Annotated in this window: 17 protein-coding genes; 6 read left to right on the forward strand and 11 right to left on the reverse strand. The window is 63.4% G+C overall.

Annotated elements, in window-relative coordinates:
* Positions 1-159: 159 nt before the first annotated feature.
* Positions 160-1,032: a tetratricopeptide repeat protein gene (locus MGMSRV2_RS17620; RefSeq protein WP_024081731.1), complete on the reverse strand. Its 873-nt coding sequence runs from the start codon at positions 1,030-1,032 to the stop codon at positions 160-162.
* Positions 1,033-1,156: 124 nt separating this feature from the next.
* Between MGMSRV2_RS17620 and MGMSRV2_RS17625 the strand changes: the two genes are divergently transcribed.
* The 4 genes from MGMSRV2_RS17625 (at position 1,157) to MGMSRV2_RS17640 (ending at position 3,807) form a co-directional block, all read left to right on the forward strand.
* Positions 1,157-1,657 carry a pentapeptide repeat-containing protein gene (locus MGMSRV2_RS17625; RefSeq protein WP_041633751.1) on the forward strand — a complete coding sequence of 167 codons (501 nt, stop codon included), beginning with the start codon at positions 1,157-1,159 and terminating at the stop codon, positions 1,655-1,657.
* 10 nt (positions 1,658-1,667) lie between these two features.
* On the forward strand, positions 1,668-2,735 hold the full coding sequence (locus MGMSRV2_RS17630; RefSeq protein ID WP_024081733.1) for a GGDEF domain-containing protein: 1,068 nt from the start codon (positions 1,668-1,670) through the stop codon (positions 2,733-2,735).
* Complete coding sequence (locus MGMSRV2_RS17635) at positions 2,735-3,256, forward strand: 3'-5' exonuclease (RefSeq protein ID WP_024081734.1); 522 nt, start codon at positions 2,735-2,737, stop codon at positions 3,254-3,256. The genes MGMSRV2_RS17630 and MGMSRV2_RS17635 overlap by 1 nt, the downstream gene beginning before the upstream one ends.
* Before the next feature lie 68 nt (positions 3,257-3,324).
* The gene (locus tag MGMSRV2_RS17640; RefSeq protein WP_024081735.1) at positions 3,325-3,807 is read left to right on the forward strand and encodes a DUF2059 domain-containing protein; all 483 of its coding nucleotides are present in this window, start codon (positions 3,325-3,327) and stop codon (positions 3,805-3,807) included.
* 1 nt (position 3,808) lies between these two features.
* Here MGMSRV2_RS17640 and MGMSRV2_RS17645 read toward each other — a convergent pair whose 3' ends face one another.
* On the reverse strand, positions 3,809-5,038 hold the full coding sequence (locus tag MGMSRV2_RS17645; protein WP_024081736.1) for an anion transporter: 1,230 nt from the start codon (positions 5,036-5,038) through the stop codon (positions 3,809-3,811).
* A 279-nt stretch (positions 5,039-5,317) separates the two neighbouring features.
* On the opposite strand from MGMSRV2_RS17645, the gene MGMSRV2_RS17650 reads away from it, so the two are divergent.
* Positions 5,318-5,521, forward strand: coding sequence for a hypothetical protein (locus tag MGMSRV2_RS17650; protein WP_024081737.1), 204 nt, complete (start codon positions 5,318-5,320; stop codon positions 5,519-5,521).
* 21 nt (positions 5,522-5,542) lie between these two features.
* On the opposite strand, the gene MGMSRV2_RS17655 is transcribed toward MGMSRV2_RS17650, so the two are convergent.
* The 6 genes from MGMSRV2_RS17655 to MGMSRV2_RS17680 all read right to left on the reverse strand — a co-directional run bounded on the left by MGMSRV2_RS17655 (position 5,543) and on the right by MGMSRV2_RS17680 (position 11,817).
* On the reverse strand, positions 5,543-6,838 hold the full coding sequence (locus tag MGMSRV2_RS17655) for an adenylate/guanylate cyclase domain-containing protein (RefSeq protein ID WP_024081738.1): 1,296 nt from the start codon (positions 6,836-6,838) through the stop codon (positions 5,543-5,545).
* 31 nt (positions 6,839-6,869) lie between these two features.
* A complete protein-coding gene (locus MGMSRV2_RS17660) occupies positions 6,870-7,550 on the reverse strand; it encodes an RluA family pseudouridine synthase (protein WP_024081739.1) in 681 nt (226 codons plus the stop codon).
* Complete coding sequence (clpA, locus tag MGMSRV2_RS17665; protein ID WP_024081740.1) at positions 7,547-9,841, reverse strand: ATP-dependent Clp protease ATP-binding subunit ClpA; 2,295 nt, start codon at positions 9,839-9,841, stop codon at positions 7,547-7,549. Before clpA ends, MGMSRV2_RS17660 begins: the two co-directional genes overlap by 4 nt.
* A gap of 27 nt (positions 9,842-9,868) precedes the next feature.
* Entirely contained in the window at positions 9,869-10,198 is a 330-nt protein-coding gene (gene clpS, locus MGMSRV2_RS17670; RefSeq protein ID WP_041634794.1) for an ATP-dependent Clp protease adapter ClpS, read from the reverse strand.
* A gap of 146 nt (positions 10,199-10,344) precedes the next feature.
* Positions 10,345-11,001 carry a phasin family protein gene (locus tag MGMSRV2_RS17675; protein WP_024081742.1) on the reverse strand — a complete coding sequence of 219 codons (657 nt, stop codon included), beginning with the start codon at positions 10,999-11,001 and terminating at the stop codon, positions 10,345-10,347.
* A gap of 153 nt (positions 11,002-11,154) precedes the next feature.
* Positions 11,155-11,817, reverse strand: coding sequence for a hypothetical protein (locus MGMSRV2_RS17680; RefSeq protein WP_024081743.1), 663 nt, complete (start codon positions 11,815-11,817; stop codon positions 11,155-11,157).
* Positions 11,818-11,998: 181 nt separating this feature from the next.
* Here MGMSRV2_RS17680 and MGMSRV2_RS17685 point away from each other — a divergent pair, with 181 nt between their 5' ends.
* A complete protein-coding gene (locus tag MGMSRV2_RS17685; protein WP_242410700.1) occupies positions 11,999-13,228 on the forward strand; it encodes a D-alanyl-D-alanine carboxypeptidase in 1,230 nt (409 codons plus the stop codon).
* A gap of 95 nt (positions 13,229-13,323) precedes the next feature.
* Here the strand turns inward: MGMSRV2_RS17685 and lpdA are convergent, their stop codons facing one another.
* The 3 genes from lpdA to MGMSRV2_RS17700 form a co-directional block, all read right to left on the reverse strand.
* Positions 13,324-14,730, reverse strand: a complete 1,407-nt coding sequence (gene lpdA, locus MGMSRV2_RS17690) for a dihydrolipoyl dehydrogenase (RefSeq protein WP_024081745.1) — start codon at positions 14,728-14,730, stop codon at positions 13,324-13,326.
* 63 nt (positions 14,731-14,793) lie between these two features.
* On the reverse strand, positions 14,794-16,008 hold the full coding sequence (gene odhB / locus MGMSRV2_RS17695) for a 2-oxoglutarate dehydrogenase complex dihydrolipoyllysine-residue succinyltransferase (protein WP_024081746.1): 1,215 nt from the start codon (positions 16,006-16,008) through the stop codon (positions 14,794-14,796).
* Positions 16,009-16,030: 22 nt separating this feature from the next.
* Positions 16,031-18,994 (reverse strand): 2-oxoglutarate dehydrogenase E1 component, encoded by a 2,964-nt coding sequence (locus MGMSRV2_RS17700; RefSeq protein WP_024081747.1) that lies wholly within the window; start codon positions 18,992-18,994, stop codon positions 16,031-16,033.
* Positions 18,995-19,024: the final 30 nt, after the last annotated feature.

The raw sequence follows: 19,024 nt of genomic DNA on the forward strand, positions 1-19,024 counted from the left end.
TGCGCCTATTTTTCGCTTTTACGTTTTACCGCCTTTGCCGGGCAAAGGCGGGAGAAAGACTGAAACCCGCGCGGAAAGCTTGCTTGAGCACGAGTTTTCCCTGTTCAAATCGGGGAAAAGTACACCGAGGCAAAGCCGAGGGACTTTTTCACGGTCAACTCAATCCACCGTGATCGATGCCGCCTGTTCGGCATCGCCCAGACGCAGGAACAAATCATGGGCGTGCTTGCGATGCGCGCGGGCCTTGCCCGGGTCGATCGCCGCCATGTCCTCGGCCAGTTCCAGCCGGGTTTCCGCCTCGGCTTTCAGATGGCCCATGGCGGCATAAAGATGACGGGCGGCATCCAAGGCTTTGACCGCGCCGTCATGGTCGCCCAATTGCCGCAACAGATGCCCCAGGCCCCGGCAGGCCGCCGCCTCGCCCAGCACGTCGCCGGCCTGGGCGTAAAGATCGCGGGCGGCGTCGAAATCGTTGTGCGCCTTGTCGCCGTGACCCAATCGGCGGTGCAGCATGGCCAGTCCCTTCAACACATGCGCTTGCCCCAAGGTGTCGCCGGCGCGGCGGTACAGGTCCAAGGCGTGGTGATAGTGGTCGAGGGCGAAATCGTGGCGGCCCTGGTCGCGGGCCAGATGGCCACGGCGCTTGGCCACATGGGCCATACCCGACTGATCGCCGGCGGCGGCGAAGACCTCGTGCGCCGATTGATAATAGTGCTCGGCCTCGGTCACCCGGGCGCGGGATTGCGACAACCGCCCCAATCGCACCAGCGCGCCGCCTTGGCCGTGCTGATCGCCCAGGCGATTATAAAGGGCGCGGGCATCGGCGAAGCTGGCGGCGGCGTCATCCCAACGATCATGCTCGGCCTCGAAATCACCCAACAGGATCAAGGCGTGGGCCTCCGACGCCGGATCGGCGGCCTGATGAAACAACATGCGGGCACGGCGAAAGCCTTCGCGCGCCTGCTGGGCTTCGCCAGCCAGCCAATGGGCCTCGGCCCGAGCCAGTACGGTATCTGCGGCGGTATCGGTCATGGTTGGGCAATCCTGATCATGGGACCGTCATCACAGCCTACGCCTGTGCGGGGCGCAGGTAAACCTTGCGGCCCATACCCAAATAGTGCTTCCGCCGAGAGCCGGGGGCGTCTAAAAAAGAGAAATGCGACAAACCCTTCTTCTTTCCGTCATGGCGGTCCTGCTGGTTGCCACCGGTGCCGCCTCGGCGGCGGATTGCACCGCCCCGGGGGAACCCAAGGTGGATTGGCAGCGTTGCTATGTGGATGGACGCGATCTGTCCGGCCACGATCTGTCAGGGGCGCGCCTGCGCGAGACCAGCTTTCAGCGCAGCCTGATGGCCAAGGTGCGGCTGATTGGTGCCGACGCCTATCGTGCCCGCTTCGTCAGTGCCACTCTGGCGGGGGCCAATCTGGACGGCGCCATTTTGGTGGAAGCGGATTTCACCAAGACCGATCTTTCCGGCGCCTCGCTGAAACAGGCTGATCTGCGTCGGGCCAAATTCTTCCGCGCCAATCTGCAAGGTGCCGATTTGACCGGTGCCCGCATGCTGGGCGCCGACCTTCTGAATGCCGATCTGTCGGGGGCGCGCTGGATCGACGGCCAACGCATCTGCGCCCCCGGCTCCATCGGGCAATGCAATTAGGACCAGTGCCATGATCACCTTTACCGATCCGGTCGATATCGCCGCCCACTGCGCCCGCGCCGCCATGGGCATGATGGATCGTTATGGCGTCGCCGCCCATCCCAACAACTTCATCGTCTGGTACGCCTTCGTCGCCGACCGCGACCCGGAACTGTCCAAGGCCATCAACGGCATCTTGCGGTCGGGGCAGAAATTCACCGATACCGTCTGCAACGATCTGTACGAACGCTTTTTCGGCATGTCCCAGCACGAGGCCGAGTTGCGCGCGGTGGGCAAGCGTATCGAGGACGCGGTGGCGCGAGTGATGGATTATCTGTCCACCGCCAACCAAGGGGCCATTCAATACGGCAGCGCCCTGGAAAACTTCAGCGGCGAGTTGACGACCCCGCAGCCTTCCGCCGATCTGGGCAATCTGGTCAAGTCCATCCTGGATGAAACCAAGGTGATGATCGAGGTCAACCGCCAACTGGAAGAACGCCTGGAAACCAGTTCCGGCGAAATCGCCCGCCTGCGCGAGGATCTCGACCAGTTGAAGCGCGAGGCCACCACCGACGCCCTGACCGGGCTGGCCAACCGCAAGCTGTTCGACGTTTCTTTGCGCGAAGCCGCCTTGGAATCCGAGGAAGACCGTAAGTTCCTGTCATTGTTGATGATCGACATCGACTTCTTCAAGCAGTTCAACGATACCCACGGCCATATGCTGGGGGATCAGGTGCTGAAGTTGGTGGCCCGTACCATCCAGGATTGTATCAAGGGCAAGGACACCGCGGCACGCTATGGCGGCGAGGAATTCGCCATCATCCTGCCCGACACCCGCCTGAAGGACGGGGTGGCGGTGGCCGAGACCGTGCGCCGCCAGGTGGCCGGACGCAAGGTGCTGAACCGCCGCACCGGTCAGGTTCTGGGTCAGGTGACCCTGTCGGTGGGGGTGGCCGAATACGAGTTCGGCGAAACCCTGGGCGCCTTCATCCACCGTGCCGACGAGGCGCTGTATCTGGCCAAGCGCCAGGGCCGCAACCACGTGGCCAGCCAGGACGACCTGACCAGCAGCAATACCATCGAGTTCGAAGATATCTGATGGATTTCATCGCCCTTGATTTCGAGACCGCCGATAATGGCCGTGACAGCGCCTGTTCGCTGGCCCTGGCGGTAGTGAAGAACGGCACAGTGGCGGAAACCTGGCATCGGTTGATCCGGCCGCCGCGCGCTTCGCAGATGTTCACCCATATCCACGGCATCACCTGGGACATGGTCAAGGATCAGCCGGATTTTGGCCATTTCTGGCCGGAAATCCGTGATCTGATCGACGCAGCACCGTTCCTGGCCGCCCACAACGCCCCCTTCGACAAGGGCGTGCTGGCCGAATGCTGCCGCGCCCATGGCCATGGCGCCCCCTTGACCCCGTTCGTCTGCACCGTACGGGTGGCGCGCGACACCTGGAACCTGCGCCCGACCAAGCTGCCCGATGTCTGCCGCTTCCTGGCCCAGCCGCTCAACCACCACGACGCCCTGTCCGACGCGGTCGCCTGCGCCGAGATCATGCTGGCGGCCCTGCGCGACGGCTATGACCCAACACGTCAGCTCGGGCCGCACCAATAAAACCAAGGGCTGTACTTTGTGCGCGACCGATCGCATAGTTCCCCGATTGAATTCATAGGGGGAACAAGATGCTTTTGCGCGCCATCACCATCGTCGCCCTGGCCTGGATCAGTTGGGCCACCCCGGCCCTGGCCGATACCAAATCTGATAAGATCCGCGCCCTGATCCGTGAGACCGGCACCGAGGCAGCCATACGGGACTCCATGACGCAGATGACCGGCAACATCATACCGATGATCCGTCAAAGCCTGAAGGACGCCCCGCCGGCCCTGGTCGCCATGGTCGAGGAGGAACTGAACGCCGGGTTCCGTAACGCCATTGGTGATTTCATCGCCAGCACCATCCCCCTGTACAGCGATACCTTCAGCGAGGGGGAAATCGACGACATGCGCACATTCTACGGCACTCCGACCGGGCAGAAAATGGCCGCCCAGCAAGGGCCGCTGCTGCAACGGAGCATGAGTGCCGGTGCCGTCATCGGTCGACGTGTCGCCCAGGAGGCGATGGAAAAAGCCATGCAGCGCTATCAGGCCACCCAGCCGCCGAAATAATCTACCATCCCATCCAGCCGCCCAGCAAAAGCCAGCCCGAGGCCACCGCCAGCGAGGCGAGGGTCATGGGGATACCGGCGCGGGCGAAATCGGTGAAGGTCAACTTGACCCCCGAGGCCGCCGCCCGCTCGGCGACGATGATGTTGGCCAGCGACCCCACCAGCAGCAGATTGCCGGCCAAGGTGGACAACAACGCCAGACCATAGACCGGACCGTCGCCTTCAATGGGCCACATGGACAGGATCAGCATGACCGCCGGCACGTTGCCGATGGTGTTGGAAGCGACGGTCAAAAGCGGCGTCATCACGGTGATGCGGTCGGGCAGCCATTGCCGCTCCGCCAGCCATTCCACCCCCAAGGCCGCCCACGGGCTGGCGGCGAAAGCATCGGTGATCACGAACAGACAGGCGAACAGCAGCAGCAGGTGCCAGTCCACCGCACCGATCATGTCGCGGCTGGCCAAGCGCCGCGACAGCAACAGGGGGGCGGCCACCGCCAGGGCACCGACCTCACGCGGCAAGTCGGTGGCGAACAAAACCATCAGCCCCAGCACCGCCGCCACCCCCTTGACGGTCTGCCAGTAGTCCAAGGGGGGCACCAGCCCTTCCGCCGCCGGCACTGGCGGGATGGCCAGTTGATGACGCCACAACAGCCGGATGCAGCCATAGACCAGCAGCATGGACACCAGTCCCGGCACCCCGCACACCAGCAGAAAATGCCAGAAATCCAGCCCGCCCACCTGACCGATCAGGATGTTTTGCGGATTGCCGATGATGGTCATGGCGCTGCCGGCATTGGCGCCGCCGGCCAACCCCAGCAGGAACGGGCGTGGGTCCATTCCCCGCCCGCGGATGCCCTCCACCAGCATGGGGGCCATGGCGAAGACGACGATGTCGTTGGCCAGCACCGCCGACAGCAGCCCGGCGGATAGGATGGTCAGGAACAGCAGGCGATGGGCGCTGCCCACCGACACCGCCACCTTGCCGGCGACGACGCGATAAAGCCCGGCTTCCTGGAACTGGGCCGAGACCAGCATCAGGGCGAACAAAAGCAGCAAGGTGGGCATGTCGATGGCGGCGCCGGCATCCTCGACCTTCACCTGGCCCGAGGCCAGCAAGACCACGGCGGCGATCAAGGCGATGCCGGTACGATCCAGGGTCAGTCCTGGCACCCGTCCCAAGGCCATGCCCACATAGGTCAGGGTGAAGACGATGGCGATCAGATGTTCCATGACCCAGTCCGTGTTTCGCCCCCGATGGCTTACACCATATCCCGCTGATCGTGACCGATCAGCGACGCCCTCAAGCGGCGGGCGGGTTGCTCCGCAACCCTTGCCTCCCGCGGCATAAGCCGCGCGGCCCCTTGGGCCTAGCCAAATCCCGATCGAGCGACCTCATCGGGATCTGGTCTTACACGTTATAGCACGCTCATACCTTCGTACCGTCAAAATCAACCCTCGCTTTGTGGTATAAGGGTGGATCGGGATTTTGTGCGCAAAGGGAAGCATGTCATGGACGTGACCGGCATGACCGAATTGTCCCTGGCCGGATGGAAAGGCCATCAGGGCCATGATCTGGGTGTACGCATGCTGCGCCACGCGGCACAGCAGGATGCTGCCGTCGCCCAGTTGGTGGCCGCCGCCGTCGAGGGTCAGCCGCCCGCCCAATCCCCTACCCAGAACGGTCTGGGCAAACTGGTCGATGTCAGTATTTAAGTCGCCTTCGGCGTCGGTTAGTCAGGTCGCCTTCGGCGACCAGCGCCGCACGCTGACCAGGGCGCTGCGGCCCTTGACCTTGTTGTCTTCCGCCGCCGAATAATCGGCATCGGACAGGCCCGAGCGGCGCAACGCCATCTCGTCGACCACCAATTGTCCGTCCTCGGCCAAAGAGCACAGCCGCGCCGCCAGATTGACGCTATCGCCGATGACGGTGAAATCCTGGCGTTCCTTCGGCCCGATGGCCCCCAAGATGGCCTCGCCGTCATAGATGCCGATGCCGATGCCGCGCGCCATGGGCTGCGCCGCCAGATCCGCCAGAATTTCCTGAGCGGCCATTAGGGCGCGGGCCTCGCGGTCGGCGCCCTCGAAGCGCACCAGAAGCGCGTCGCCGATCATCTTGTCGACGTCGCCGCCGTGCCGGCTGACCACCTCGACCTGCCGGGTCATCAATTCGTTGAGGAAATCCACCGTTGCCTTGGGCGGATGAAATTCTGCCAGGCTGGAGAAATCGCGCACGTCGGAATAGAACAAAGTCATGCCGGCACGGGTGATCGGCACAGAGCCGTCGGGCGACAGCCGCGCCGCCGCGCCGGCGCTTTGCGAGACGAAACGTTCCAACTGCCGGCGCAAGCTTTGCTGGACACTGACGCGGGCATCGATATCCGCCTGGGCACTGCGGACGATGCGGGCCAGCCACAGGCCCAGGGCCAGCAGGATGGCCACCGGCAGCGCCGCGAACTGGATGAAGCTGTCGGCGATGATCTCGTCCAGTACGCTGGCCGGTTCATAGACCTCAAAAGCGATGCGCTGGCCGGCGGTTTCCACCGGGATATAAATTTCATAAAGGGTTTCCGCCGACCGCCGGGCAATCTCGATGGCCGGCTTGTTGTCGGTCAATACCTGTCGCAGCAGGGCGTTTTCCTCGCGCACGCCGATATCGGCGGTGTCGGTGGCGTACAAGGTGGTGCCGCGACGGTCGAAAATCTTCAGTTGCAGGGCGTGGCCGTCCTTGGCCACCGCCTCCAGCATGGCCGCCGCCCGTGCGCTGGCCGGATCGGCGAAAACGCTGGCCGGGCTTTCCCCCGATAACAGCCGCATCCACACCTGCGGTTCCGCCTGCTCCGCCAAATCCACCGTGGTCTCCACCCGCCGCTGGGTGGTTTCCAGATAGACATGGCGTTCCAGCGAGTTGACCGCCACCCAACCACCACCCAACAAGACCATGGCCGACAGAACCAAGGCCGGGACCACCCTTCTATAAAACAGGCGGCGTATGGGATAGGGCTGATCGCTGATATGGGCGGCTTCGGTCATGTCTTCCCCCTGACGACGGCAAACCTGGGACTTACCCTATCCAGCCACACATGAACAGGGCCTGAACCATATGCGGCGGCGGCGGCGCCTCCGCCCTGATCCAATCCTTGCCCGTCGACAGGGGCGGCACGCCGATGGCGTGGGATTGCAGGTGCAAGCCCAACTCGCTTTCAGGGTCGGGGCCGTAATAGACGTCGCCGCGCACCGGGCAGCCCAGATGTTTCATGTGCACCCGGATCTGGTGGGTGCGTCCGGTCAAGGGGGTGCATTCGATCCAAGACAGCCCGTCGCCGCGCCCCAGCACCCGCCACCGTGTCACCGCCGGTTGGCCGGCGGCATCGATGATGATGCGCCAGCCGCCCTTGCCGGTGACTTTGTGGATGGGGGCGGATATCTCGCCCGTATCCTCGGGCGGCGTACCATGGACCACGGTCCAATAGGATTTTTCCACCCGGCCTTGCATGAACATCTTGCCCAGCCGTTTGATGGATTTGTCGTGCCGGCCCAACAGCAGGCAACCCGACGTGTCACGGTCGAGGCGATGGGCCAGACGCGGCGCCATGGACCAGCCGAATTTCAGCGCATCCAGATAAAGTTCCAGATGGTCGAGGGAATTGGGGCCGGCATGCACCGCCAGCCCCGCCGGCTTGTCCAGGACGATGACGTCCTGGTCCTTGAAGAGGATGCGGGCCTTGATCTCGTCCTCGGTCACTCCACCAGTTCCGGCACTTTCTCTGCCTTGCCCGGCGTCGATTCGATGATGAAGGTCAGCTTGCCGTCATCATCCACGCCCACCTTGACCACACCGCCCTTGGCCAGCTTGCCGAACAGCAATTCCTCGGCCAGCGGCTTCTTGATGTGTTCCTGGATCACCCGGCCCAAAGGACGGGCGCCGAAGGCGCGGTCATAGCCCTTTTTCACCAACCATTGGCGGGCCGATTCGGTCAGTTCGATATGGACATCGCGGTCGCTCAACTGGGCTTCCAGCTGAATGACGAACTTATCCACCACCTGCGCCACGATTTCCGTGCTCAGGCTGGCAAACGGGATGATCGAGTCCAGGCGGTTGCGGAATTCCGGCGTGAACATGCGCTGAATGGCCTCCTGGTCGTCGCCTTCGCGCGATTCGCGCTCGAAGCCGATGGCCGGCTTGGCCATGTCGGCAGCTCCGGCATTGGTGGTCATGATCAGGATGACGTTGCGGAAATCCACGTTCTTGCCGTTGTGGTCGGTCAGGCGGCCATGGTCCATCACCTGCAACAGGATGTTGAACAGGTCGGGATGGGCTTTTTCGATCTCGTCCAGCAACAGCACGCAATGGGGATGCTGGTCGATGGCGTCGGTCAAGAGCCCGCCCTGGTCGAAGCCGACATAGCCGGGCGGAGCGCCGATCAGGCGCGACACCGAATGCCGCTCCATGTATTCCGACATGTCGAAGCGGGTCAGCTCGATGCCCATGATGCGGGCCAGTTGGCGCGCCACCTCGGTCTTGCCGACGCCGGTGGGGCCGCTGAACAGGTAGCAACCGATGGGCTTTTCCGGTTCACGCAGGCCGGCGCGGGCCAGCTTGATGGCGCTGGCCAGGGCCTCGATCGCCTTTTCCTGGCCGAACACCAGGGTTTTCAGATCGCGTTCCAGCGTACGCAACGCCTCGACGTCGTTGGTGGACACCGATTTGGGCGGGATGCGGGCGATCTTGGCGACGATGTCTTCCACGTCCTTGACCGTCACCGTCTTGCGCCGCTTGGATTCGGGCAGCAGCATGCGCGCCGCCCCCACTTCGTCGATAACGTCGATGGCCTTGTCGGGCAGCTTACGGTCGGTGATGTACTTGGCCGCCAGTTCCACCGCCGCCTTGATGGCGTCATTGGTATATTTCACGTGGTGGTGGTTTTCGTAATAGACCTTGATGCCGTTCAGGATCTTGATGGAATCCTCGACCGACGGCTCGTTGACGTCGATCTTCTGGAACCGGCGCACCAAGGCGCGGTCCTTTTCAAAATGATTGCGGTATTCCTTGTAGGTGGTCGAGCCGATGCAGCGCAGCGCCCCCGAGGCCAGGGCCGGCTTCAGCAGGTTGGACGCATCCATGGACCCGCCCGAGGTCGCCCCGGCCCCGATCACCGTATGGATTTCATCGATGAACATGATGGCGCCAGGGAAGTTCTCCAACTCGGTCACCACCGCCTTGAGGCGTTCCTCGAAATCGCCGCGATAGCGGGTGCCGGCCAACAGTGTGCCCATGTCGAGCGAGAAGATGGTGGCTCCCCTAAGCACGTCGGGCACCTCGCCCTTGACGATGCGCAGCGCCAGACCCTCGGCGATGGCGGTCTTGCCGACGCCGGGATCGCCGACATAAAGCGGGTTGTTCTTCGACCGCCGACACAGAATCTGGATGGTGCGCTCGATTTCCGCCTCGCGCCCGATCAGGGGGTCGATCTTGCCGACACTCGCCTTCTTGTTGAGGTCGATGCAATAGGCGTTCAGCGCCTCGTGCCCCTTCTTGACCACCTTCTCCGGATTAGCCTCCTCGTCGGCGCCGTGCACCGTGCGATTCTGGCTGCGGCCCGCCGCCTTGGCGACGCCGTGGCTGATGTAATTGACCGCGTCCAGACGGGTCATATCCTGGGTTTGCAGGAAATAGACGGCGTGGCTTTCACGTTCCGAGAACAGGGCGACGATGACGTTGGCGCCGGTCACCTCTTCCCGCCCCGAGCTTTGCACGTGGATGGCGGCACGCTGTACCACCCGCTGGAAACCGGCGGTGGGCTTGGGCTCGACCAGCTTGTCGCTGATCAGATCATTGAGCGAATGATCGACGAAATCGCGCAGGTCCCCGGTCAGGCGCCCCACATCCACATTGCAGGCCCGCATCACCGCCAAGGCGTCGTTGTCCTCGGTCAGCGCCAGCAGCAAATGTTCCAAGGTGGCGTATTCGTGGCGGCGCTCCGCCGCCAGGGCCAAGGCGCGGCGCAGGCTTTGTTCAAGATTTTGCGACAGCATGTGGCCCTCTCCTTGGCTGTTAGGCAGCTAGTCCTTTTCGATGGTGCATTGCAGCGGATGTTGGTTCTGCCGGGCCAGATCCATGACCTGGGTCACCTTGGTTTCCGCCACTTCGTACGTGTACACGCCGCAGATCCCGACGCCCCGCGTATGGACATGCAGCATGATGCGCGTGGCGTCCTCGCGGGATTTGTTGAAAAAATGCTCAAGCACATGGACGACGAACTCCATCGGCGTGTAGTCGTCGTTCAGCATCAGCACTTTGTACATGGACGGCTTTTTCGTCTTGGGGCGGGTCTTGATGACCACCCCGGTCTGATTGTCGCCGTTCTGCTTGTCGTCGTTATGATCGCTCATGGTCTCGTTTGCGAGATTGGTGCCCATCGGTACACGCCTATCATATTGGGCAAAATCGCAGAACGAAAAGAGGGTCTTTGCGTCTGCGAAAAAGAAAACGGCCCGGCGCATTGCGCCGGGCCGTCAAAATAGCAGGAAAAACCAGCTTAGACGCCGGGCTTGGTGAACTTCTCGACCACCGCCTTGACGCGGGCGTTCAACGGCGCCACCGCATCCTCGACCAGCTTGACCGACAGGTCGCCCAGGCGCGGCGCCTCGGTCAACAGGCGGTCCAACTGCGCCTTGACCTGGGCGGATTGCAGATCGATCAGTTCGCGCATGGTCTTGGCCGCCATCAATTGCTTGGACAAGGCCACGCCTTCGTCAACGCTCTGCTGGGCCAGGCCATAGACGGTGTTGCCCAAATTCTGCAAGCCCTGCGACAGCACTTCCGACGAGGCGACGACGGCATCAAGGGCATCCTTGGCAGCAGCCGACAATTCTTCATAGGATTTCAGCGCCGCGGCCTGGGCCCGGGCGGCGGCATCGCTTTGAGCCGGGGCCGGTTCGGCGATGGCAGCGACAACCTCGACCACCGGGGCGGCCTCAACCACAACCGGAGCTTCAACTTCAACCACAGCCGGAGCCGGGACCGCAACTTCAACCGGGGCAGCGACGACGACCGGGGCTTCAGCCACAACCGGAGCTTCAACGGCGACCGGGGTCGGGGCCGGGGCGGTCGCGGCGGGCTTGGCTGCAACCTTGGCGGCGGCGGATTTGGGGGCAGCGGTTTTCTTGGCGGCGGGCTTGGCGGGGGTAGTCATTGGCGGAGCATCCCTATGGGCTGGCGATCAGATGGGGCGCCGGGCACACCAGAAGAGCGCATGCTGCGACGCAATATAGGCAGTGTGTGCGATCCCCAAGCGCAAAGTCAAGGTCATTTTGTGCAGTGCAGCAAAAGCTTAATTTTAGCCTCCCTAGCGTACCATTCCGTGGGCTCCGACCTTCAGTGAAAACGTCGACACCTCGCCGTTGCGCAGCTTCGCTTCGTATTGCGGGTCGACGGGGATCGGGCCGGGCCGGGCCACGGCGATCTTGGTGGGATCGGCGGCGAAAAGCGGTGCGGCGAAGGCCAGGGCGTTCAGGTCGGTCTCGGGATAGGCCCACCCGGTAAACCGGAACTGGCCATCCTTGCAACTGGCCGCCGCCCAGTGATAGCCGCGCGACGGCAATTCGCGCCCCACCGCCGGCGGGCCGAACAGTCCGGCGGCGGTGAAATCGCCGACCAGACTGGCGTAAGCCGCCTCATCCAATTGCACCTTGCCTTCGCTCGCCCGCCACGGCCCCAGCAGGTCGTCGGCGGACAAGTCCGCCGCATTGCCCGGCGCCGTCACCTTGACCGTCAGCACGCGGCGGACCGAATCCAGTTCGTACAGGCGCAATTGCTGGTCGTAAATACCGTTATAAACCAGACGGAAGCGATCGGGCGTCCCGGCCTGACAGGTGGCGCGGATGTCGTCGCCGGCCACATACGAGAACCAATGGAACTTGCGGGTGAGCGGATCGCCCATATCGCCGCCGCCATAAGTGCACCCGGCCAAAACCAAACCCGAGAGCAAGACTGGGAAAATCCGCCGCATGGAATCATCCTTTCGCCAACGCACAAATTTTATAGGCTCAAATCCACGTCGCCGCCAACACGTCTGAATGGAAGTTATCGAACGAACGCCGGGAAAGTGGACACGAAATTGTGATTTCTTTAAGGTCTTCGGCGGATTGTTAATCTGCCGTCTTTACCAGGGGAAGGTTGGACCATTGCCATTGCTCCGTCACATCACCGGCTTGGTGGGTCGCGCCTTGATGCTGATGACCATTTTGGTCTTGGCTCCGCACACTGCCCATGCCCGCGACGATCGCTATGCGTCCATCGTCGTCGATGCCGATAACGGCAATGTGCTTTATGCCGTCAATCCCGATCGCCGGTCCTACCCCGCCTCGTTGACCAAGGTGATGACGCTGTACCTTTTGTTTGACGCGCTTGAACAGGGCAAGCTGACCTTGAATTCGCGCATGCCGGTGTCGGCCCATGCCACCCGTCAGTCGCCGTCGAAATTGAACCTGAAAGTGGGCGACCGTATCGACGTGGAAGACGCGGTTTTGTCGCTGGTAACCAAGTCGGCCAATGACGTCGCCGTGGTGGTGGCGGAAGCCATCGGCGGCAGCGAGGACGACTTCGCCGAGATGATGACCCGCAAGGCTCGGCAATTGGGCATGAACTCGACCACCTACCGCAACGCCTCGGGCTTGCCCGACATGGGGCAGATTTCGACGCCGCGCGATCAGGCCACCCTGGCCCGCGCCCTGGTCCGCCACCATGGCCGCTATTACCACTATTTCTCCACCCGCCAGTTCAACTGGCAGGGTCAGCCCATCAGCACCCATAACCGGTTGATGCTGCGCTATCAAGGCGCCGACGGCATCAAGACCGGCTATATCAACGCCTCGGGCTTCAATCTGATCGCCTCGGCCAAGCGCGACGGCAAGCGCATCGTCGGCGTCGTCTTTGGCGGCAATACCGCCGGTTGGCGTGACAACAACATGGCGCAGATTCTCGACAAGGGCTTCGCTCGCCTGGGCCGCGGCGCCGAAATGCGGTCCGCCGCCATCGAGGAAGAAGACCGGGCCGATCTGGACAAGCTGATCGCCAGCGCCGCCAGTGAACCCACGAACAAGGGCAGCAATACCGCTCGGGCATCGTTCAAGGCCCCGGCGGCGGATCAGGATGTGGGGGACGCCGATCCCGATTCCTGGGGCATCCAAGTCGGCGCCTTCGGCGATTATAAGACTTCCCACAAGGCCGCCAGCACCGCCGCCAAGAAATTGGGTGCCTTGGTTTCCGTCGCCACCGTTGACGTGGCTAAGGCCAAATCCGGCAAGCAGGTGGTTTATCGCTCGCGCCTGACCGGTTTCACCGAGGATCAGGCCCGCGCCGCCTGCAAGCGGCTGACCAAGGCCAAGCAAGCCTGCAAGGTGGTTCAGCCCACCGCCTGATAGCGGGTATCCAAGGGCCAGAGCGAAGACAAATTAAAAGGCCGCGGGGTGTCGCCACCCCACGGCCTTTCGTTTTTCTTGGACAATCCTGAACTTTAGGTATGCAAGGCGCGCTTGTTGGCGGCCAGGCAGGCTTCCTTCACCGCTTCGCCCAAACCGGGATGCGAGTGGCAGGTACGGGCCACGTCCTCGGCGGAAGCGCCGAATTCCATGGCCATGACCATTTCCGCCAACAGGTCGCCGGCATTGGGGCCGACGATGTGGGCACCCAGCACGCGGTCGGTGGCGGCGCAGGCCAGCACCTTGACGAAGCCTTCGGTCTCGTTCATGGACCGCGCCCGGCCATTGGCCGAGAACGGGAACTTGCCGGCATTGTAGGCGATGCCCTCGGCCTTCAACTGTTCCTCGGTCTTGCCGACGGCAGCCACTTCCGGCCAAGTGTAGACCACACCGGGGATGACGTCGTAATTGACATGGCCGTGTTCACCGGCCAGCAGCTCGGCCAGGGCGACGCCCTCTTCTTCCGCCTTGTGGGCCAGCATGGCGCCACCGATGACGTCACCGATGGCGAAGACGCCGGGTACGTTGGTGCGGAAGTAATGGTCGACCTTGATGAAGCCGCGCGCATCCTTCTCGATGCCGACATTTTCCAGGCCCAGACCATCGGTGTAGGGCTTGCGGCCGATGGCCACCAGCACCACGTCGGCCTTGATCTCTTCAGCCGTGCCGCCGGCGGCGGGTTCCACCGTCAGGGTCACGCCCTTGCCCTTCTTCTCCGCCTTGGTCACCTTGGTGCCCAGCTTGAAGTCCATGCCCTGCTTGGCCAGGATCTTCTGCATGGTCTTGGAGACTTCGCCGTCATTGGTCGGCAGGATCTTGTCGAGGAACTCGACCACGGTCACCTTGGTGCCCAGGCGCCGCCACACGGTGCCCAATTCCAGGCCGATGACGCCGCCACCAATGACCACCATGCTCTTCGGGGTCTTGTCCAGCTTCAGCGCGCCGGTGGAGGAAACGATCACCTCCTCGTCGATCTCGACACCCGGCAAGGGGGTGACGTCGGAGCCGGTGGCGATGATGATGGCCTTGGCGGTCACCACCTGCTCGCCGTCCTTGCCGGTCACCTTGACGGTGCCGGCCCCGGTGATTTCACCGGCGCCGATCAGGTAGGTCACCTTGTTCTTCTTCATCAAGAACTCGATGCCCTTGGTGTTGTCGCTGACCACCTTGTCCTTGTGCGACATCATGCCGGCGACGTCGATTTCCACCTTGCCGATCTTGACGCCGAAGGCAGCGTATTCGTGGCTGGCGGCTTCATAGGCGTGCGAGGCCGACAGCAGGGCCTTGGACGGGATGCAGCCGACGTTCAGGCAGGTGCCGCCCAGGGCGCCGCGCTTTTCGATGATGGCGGTCTTCAGGCCCAACTGGCCGGCACGGATGGCGGCGACGTAACCGCCGGGGCCGCCACCGATGATGACGACGTCGAAGCTGTTTTCGCTCATGGATCAGTTTCCCCGATTTCTAATCAGAACAAAGGGGCCCCGCTTGCGCGGGGCCCCAGCTTGTTACATGTCCAGCAGGATGCGCTGCGGGTCTTCGATGCATTCCTTGACACGCACCAGGAACGACACCGCCTCGCGGCCGTCGATAATGCGGTGGTCATAGGACAGCGCCAGATACATCATCGGGCGGGCTTCGATCTTGCCGTCAGGCATGACCATCGGACGCTGCTGCACCTTGTGCATGCCCAGAATACCCGATTGCGGGGTGTTCAGGATCGGCGTGCTCATCAGCGAGCCATAGACGCCACCATTGGAGATGGTGAAGGTGCCGCCGGTCAGGTCTTCCATGGAAAGCTTGCCGTCACGGGCCTTCTTGCCCAGACCGGCGATGGCCTGCTCGACGCCGGCGAAGCTGAGCTGGTCGGCATTGCGCACCACCGGAACCACCAGACCCTGCGGGGTGCCGACGGCGACGCCGATGTCGTAGTACTTCTTGTAGACCAGATCGGTGCCGTCGATCTCGGCATTGACCGCCGGCCAATCCTTGAGCGCCGAGATACAGGCCTTCACGAAGAAGGACATGAAGCCCAGCTTGGTGCCGTGACGCTTCTCGAACTGGTCCTTGTACTGGTTGCGCACGGCGAACAGCGCGCCCATGTCCACTTCGTTGAAAGTGGTCAGCATGGCGGCGGTGTTCTGCGCTTCCTTCAGGCGGCCGGCGATAGTCCGGCGCAGACGGGTCATGGCGACGCGGTCTTCCAGATCGGCCTTGGCACGCGGGCCCGAGGGGGCGGCAGCCTTGGGCGCGGCAGCCGGAGCAGCAGCGGCGGCGATGACGTCGCCCTTGGTCACCCGACCGCCCTTGCCCGAACCGGCGATGGCGATGGGGTTGAGGCCGACATCGGCGGCCAGCTTGGCGGCAGCCGGGAAAGCGGCGGCGGCGGGAGCGGCAGCCGGGGCCGGAGCGGCGGCGGGAGCCGGAGCAGCCGCCGGAGCCGGAGCAGCGGCGGGCTTGGCCGCCGGAGCGGCGACAGCGCCGGAACCAGCGCCGATGGAGCCCAGCACCGCGCCGACTTCGACGGTGGTGCCGGCGGCGGCCACGATCTCGGTCAGCACGCCAGCCGCCGGGGCCGGCACTTCAACGGTCACCTTGTCGGTTTCCAGCTCGACGATGGGCTCGTCGGCCTTGACCGCATCACCAACATTCTTGAACCACTTGGCGATGGTGGCTTCGGTAACGGATTCGCCCAGGGTGGGCACCGTGATCTGAGTGGTCATCTTCTGGTTTCCCTATTTGAACCTAGGCGTTGAGACGCGAAAGAGCGGTGGCGCGGCGGAACGGCACCGGCATGTCGGCAGGCTTGCCGGTCAGCGCGGTCTCGCAGATCCACGCCTGTTCGGCGTTGTGGGTCTTGTAAAGGCCGGTGGCCGGCGACGCGGCGGCCTTGCGACCGACATAATGCGCCTGCTTGGCCTTGTTGTCGGGCAATTCGTCGCAGATGAATTCCAGGCGACGATCGACGAAGGTCCACGGCCCCATGTTGGCCGGCTCTTCCTGCGCCCACACCAGATCGGCGTTGGGATAGCGGGCGAGCTGGGCCTTCAGGGTGTCCTTGGGCCAGGGGTACAATTGCTCGACACGGATGATGGCGACGTCCTTGATGTCGCGCTTGGTCCGCTCTTCCAGCAGGTCGTAATAGACCTTGCCCGAGCAGACGACGACGCGGCGGATCTTGGCATCGGCCACCAGATTTTCGGCTTCCGGCAGCACGCGACGGAAGCGCGAGCCCAGGGCCATGTCTTCCAGCGGGCTGACGCACAGCTTGTGACGCAGCAGGCTCTTGGGGGTCATGATGATCAAGGGCTTGCGGAAGTTGCGCTGCAACTGACGACGCAGGGCATGGAAGTAATTGCCCGGAGTGGTCAGGTTGCACACCTGCCAGTTATCTTCCGCCGACAACTGGAGATAGCGTTCCCAGCGCGCCGACGAATGTTCCGGCCCCTGGCCTTCGTAGCCGTGCGGCAGCAGCATGACCAGACCGGACATGCGCAGCCACTTGGACTCGCCCGAGTTGATGAACTGGTCGATGATCACCTGGGCGCCGTTGGCGAAGTCGCCGAACTGGCCTTCCCACAGGGTCAGGGTGTTCGGCTCGGCCAGCGAATAGCCGTATTCGAAGCCCAGCACCGCCTCTTCCGACAGCGGGCTGTCGATGACCTCGAAATAGGCCTGATTGCCTTCGCGGATATGGTTCAGGGGCTCGTAGCGGCTTTCGTTTTCCTGGTCGGTCAGACGGCAGTGACGCTGCGAGAAGGTGCCGCGACCGCAATCCTGACCGGACAGACGAACGCCATGACCCTCGGTCAGCAAGGTGCCGAAAGCCAAGGCTTCCGCCGTGGCCCAGTCGATGCCCTGGCCGGTCTGCATCATTTCCGCCTTGGCCTGCATCTGGCGCAGGATCTTGCGGTTGATGTTGAAGTCCGCCGGCACCTGGGCCAGCTTCATCCCCACGTCCTTCAGGGTGTCGATGGCGACGCCGGTCTTTTCCTCGCGGAATTCCTCTTCGTCGGCCAGCTGGGCCAAGCCCTGCCACTTGCCTTCCAGCCAGTCGGCCTTGTTGGGCTTGAAGCTCTTGGCGGCGTCGAATTCGCGCTCCAGCATTTCCTGGAAGGCGGTAACCAGACCGTCGGCCTCTTCCTGGCTCATGGAGCCCTCGGCCACCAATTGCTGGGCGTAAATGGCCCGGGTGGTCGGATGGCTGGCGATCTTGCGATACATCAGCGGCTGGGTGAAGGCCGGCTCGTCCGATTCGTTATGGCCGTGACGGCGATAGCAGATCATGTCGATGACCACGTCGGCGCCGAATTCCTGACGGTATTCGGTGGCGATGCGGGCCACGTGCACCACCGCTTCCGGGTCGTCGGCGTTGACGTGCAGCACCGGGCATTGGAAGCCCTTGGCCACGTCGGACGAATACGGACCCGAGCGCGAATATTCCGGCGCGGTGGTGAAGCCGATCTGGTTGTTGATGATGATGTGGATGGTGCCGCCGGTGCAGTAGCCCTTGAGCTGGGACAGCAGCATGGTTTCCGGCACCACGCCCTGGCCGGCGAAAGCGGCGTCGCCGTGCAGCAGGATGCCGACCACCTTCTTGCGTTCGGCGTCGTTCTTCTGCTGCTGCTTGGCGCGGACGCGACCGATCACCACCGGGTTGGCCACTTCCAGATGCGACGGGTTGGGCTGCAGCGTCAGGTGAACGACGTTGCCGTCGAAATCACGGTCGGCCGAGGTGCCCAGGTGATACTTGACGTCGCCCGAGCCTTGCACGTCGGACGGATTGGCGGTGCCGCCCTGGAATTCCGAGAAGATGACCTGATAGGGCTTCTTCATGAAATTGGCCAGGACGTTCAGACGGCCACGGTGGGCCATGCCGACCACCACTTCCTCGACCCCCAGCTGACCGCCGCGCTTGACGATCTGTTCGAGCGCCGGGATCACCGATTCACCGCCTTCGACGCCGAAACGCTTGGTGCCGGTATACTTCAGCTGCAGGAAGCGCTCGAAGCCTTCGGCCTCGACCAGACGCTCGAGGATGGCGCGCTTGCCGCGCGGGGTGAAGTCGGTGTGGTTGCGCACGCTTTCCACACGCTTCTGGATCCAGGCCTTTTGGTCCGGGTCCTGAATGTGCATGAACTCGACGCCGATCTTGCCGCAATAGGTGGCACGGACGACGTTGATGATCTGGCGCAGGGTGGCGCTTTCCAGACCCAACACGTTGTCGATGAAGATTTCGCGGTCCAGATCGGCATCGGTGAAGCCGTAGGTGCGGTAATCCAGCTCGGGATGGGGCTCGCGCTTGGCTAGGTGCAGCGGATCGAGATCGGCTTCCAGATGGCCGCGCACCCGGTAGGTGCGGATCATCATCAGGGCGCGGATCGAATCCAGCACCGCCTGGCGGCTTGCCGCCGGGTCAACCGCCGGAGCGGCAGCCTTGGCATCCTTGCCGCCCTTCTTGGCGGCGGCGGCAGCGGCGGCGGCCGCTTCCGGGTCGACGGCACCGATGATCTTCAGGTCGCGCTTGGCGCCCGCGGTACCCTTGAAATCTTGCGCAATGGCCGCGCCTTCGTCCCGCAGTTCGGTGAAGAACTGCACCCACGAGGCGTCCACCGAGGACGGGTCCTCGACATAGCGGGCGTAAAGCTCGGCAATGAACACGGCGTTGCCGCCGGTCAGGAAGGACGTTTCGTCGAACTGGTTCGTCATATTGGGCTGACGCGGGGGATACCGCATCCC

This window comes from Magnetospirillum gryphiswaldense MSR-1 v2, assembly GCF_000513295.1.
Classification (GTDB): Bacteria; Pseudomonadota; Alphaproteobacteria; order Rhodospirillales; family Magnetospirillaceae; genus Magnetospirillum; species Magnetospirillum gryphiswaldense.

What these genes read in the sequence shown, in the direction of transcription:
- clpS (WP_041634794.1), bottom strand. Translation starts at nt 10,198, where the DNA reads ATGAGCGATCATAACGACGACAAGCAGAACGGCGACAATCAGACCGGG.
- MGMSRV2_RS17645 (WP_024081736.1), bottom strand. Translation starts at nt 5,038, where the DNA reads ATGGAACATCTGATCGCCATCGTCTTCACCCTGACCTATGTGGGCATG.
- lpdA (WP_024081745.1), bottom strand. Translation starts at nt 14,730, where the DNA reads ATGAGCGAAAACAGCTTCGACGTCGTCATCATCGGTGGCGGCCCCGGC.
- MGMSRV2_RS17640 (WP_024081735.1), top strand. Translation starts at nt 3,325, where the DNA reads ATGCTTTTGCGCGCCATCACCATCGTCGCCCTGGCCTGGATCAGTTGG.
- odhB (WP_024081746.1), bottom strand. Translation starts at nt 16,008, where the DNA reads ATGACCACTCAGATCACGGTGCCCACCCTGGGCGAATCCGTTACCGAA.
- MGMSRV2_RS17675 (WP_024081742.1), bottom strand. Translation starts at nt 11,001, where the DNA reads ATGACTACCCCCGCCAAGCCCGCCGCCAAGAAAACCGCTGCCCCCAAA.
- MGMSRV2_RS17630 (WP_024081733.1), top strand. Translation starts at nt 1,668, where the DNA reads ATGATCACCTTTACCGATCCGGTCGATATCGCCGCCCACTGCGCCCGC.
- MGMSRV2_RS17635 (WP_024081734.1), top strand. Translation starts at nt 2,735, where the DNA reads ATGGATTTCATCGCCCTTGATTTCGAGACCGCCGATAATGGCCGTGAC.
- clpA (WP_024081740.1), bottom strand. Translation starts at nt 9,841, where the DNA reads ATGCTGTCGCAAAATCTTGAACAAAGCCTGCGCCGCGCCTTGGCCCTG.
- MGMSRV2_RS17625 (WP_041633751.1), top strand. Translation starts at nt 1,157, where the DNA reads ATGCGACAAACCCTTCTTCTTTCCGTCATGGCGGTCCTGCTGGTTGCC.
- MGMSRV2_RS17700 (WP_024081747.1), bottom strand. Translation starts at nt 18,994, where the DNA reads ATGACGAACCAGTTCGACGAAACGTCCTTCCTGACCGGCGGCAACGCC.
- MGMSRV2_RS17650 (WP_024081737.1), top strand. Translation starts at nt 5,318, where the DNA reads ATGGACGTGACCGGCATGACCGAATTGTCCCTGGCCGGATGGAAAGGC.
- MGMSRV2_RS17655 (WP_024081738.1), bottom strand. Translation starts at nt 6,838, where the DNA reads ATGACCGAAGCCGCCCATATCAGCGATCAGCCCTATCCCATACGCCGC.
- MGMSRV2_RS17680 (WP_024081743.1), bottom strand. Translation starts at nt 11,817, where the DNA reads ATGCGGCGGATTTTCCCAGTCTTGCTCTCGGGTTTGGTTTTGGCCGGG.
- MGMSRV2_RS17620 (WP_024081731.1), bottom strand. Translation starts at nt 1,032, where the DNA reads ATGACCGATACCGCCGCAGATACCGTACTGGCTCGGGCCGAGGCCCAT.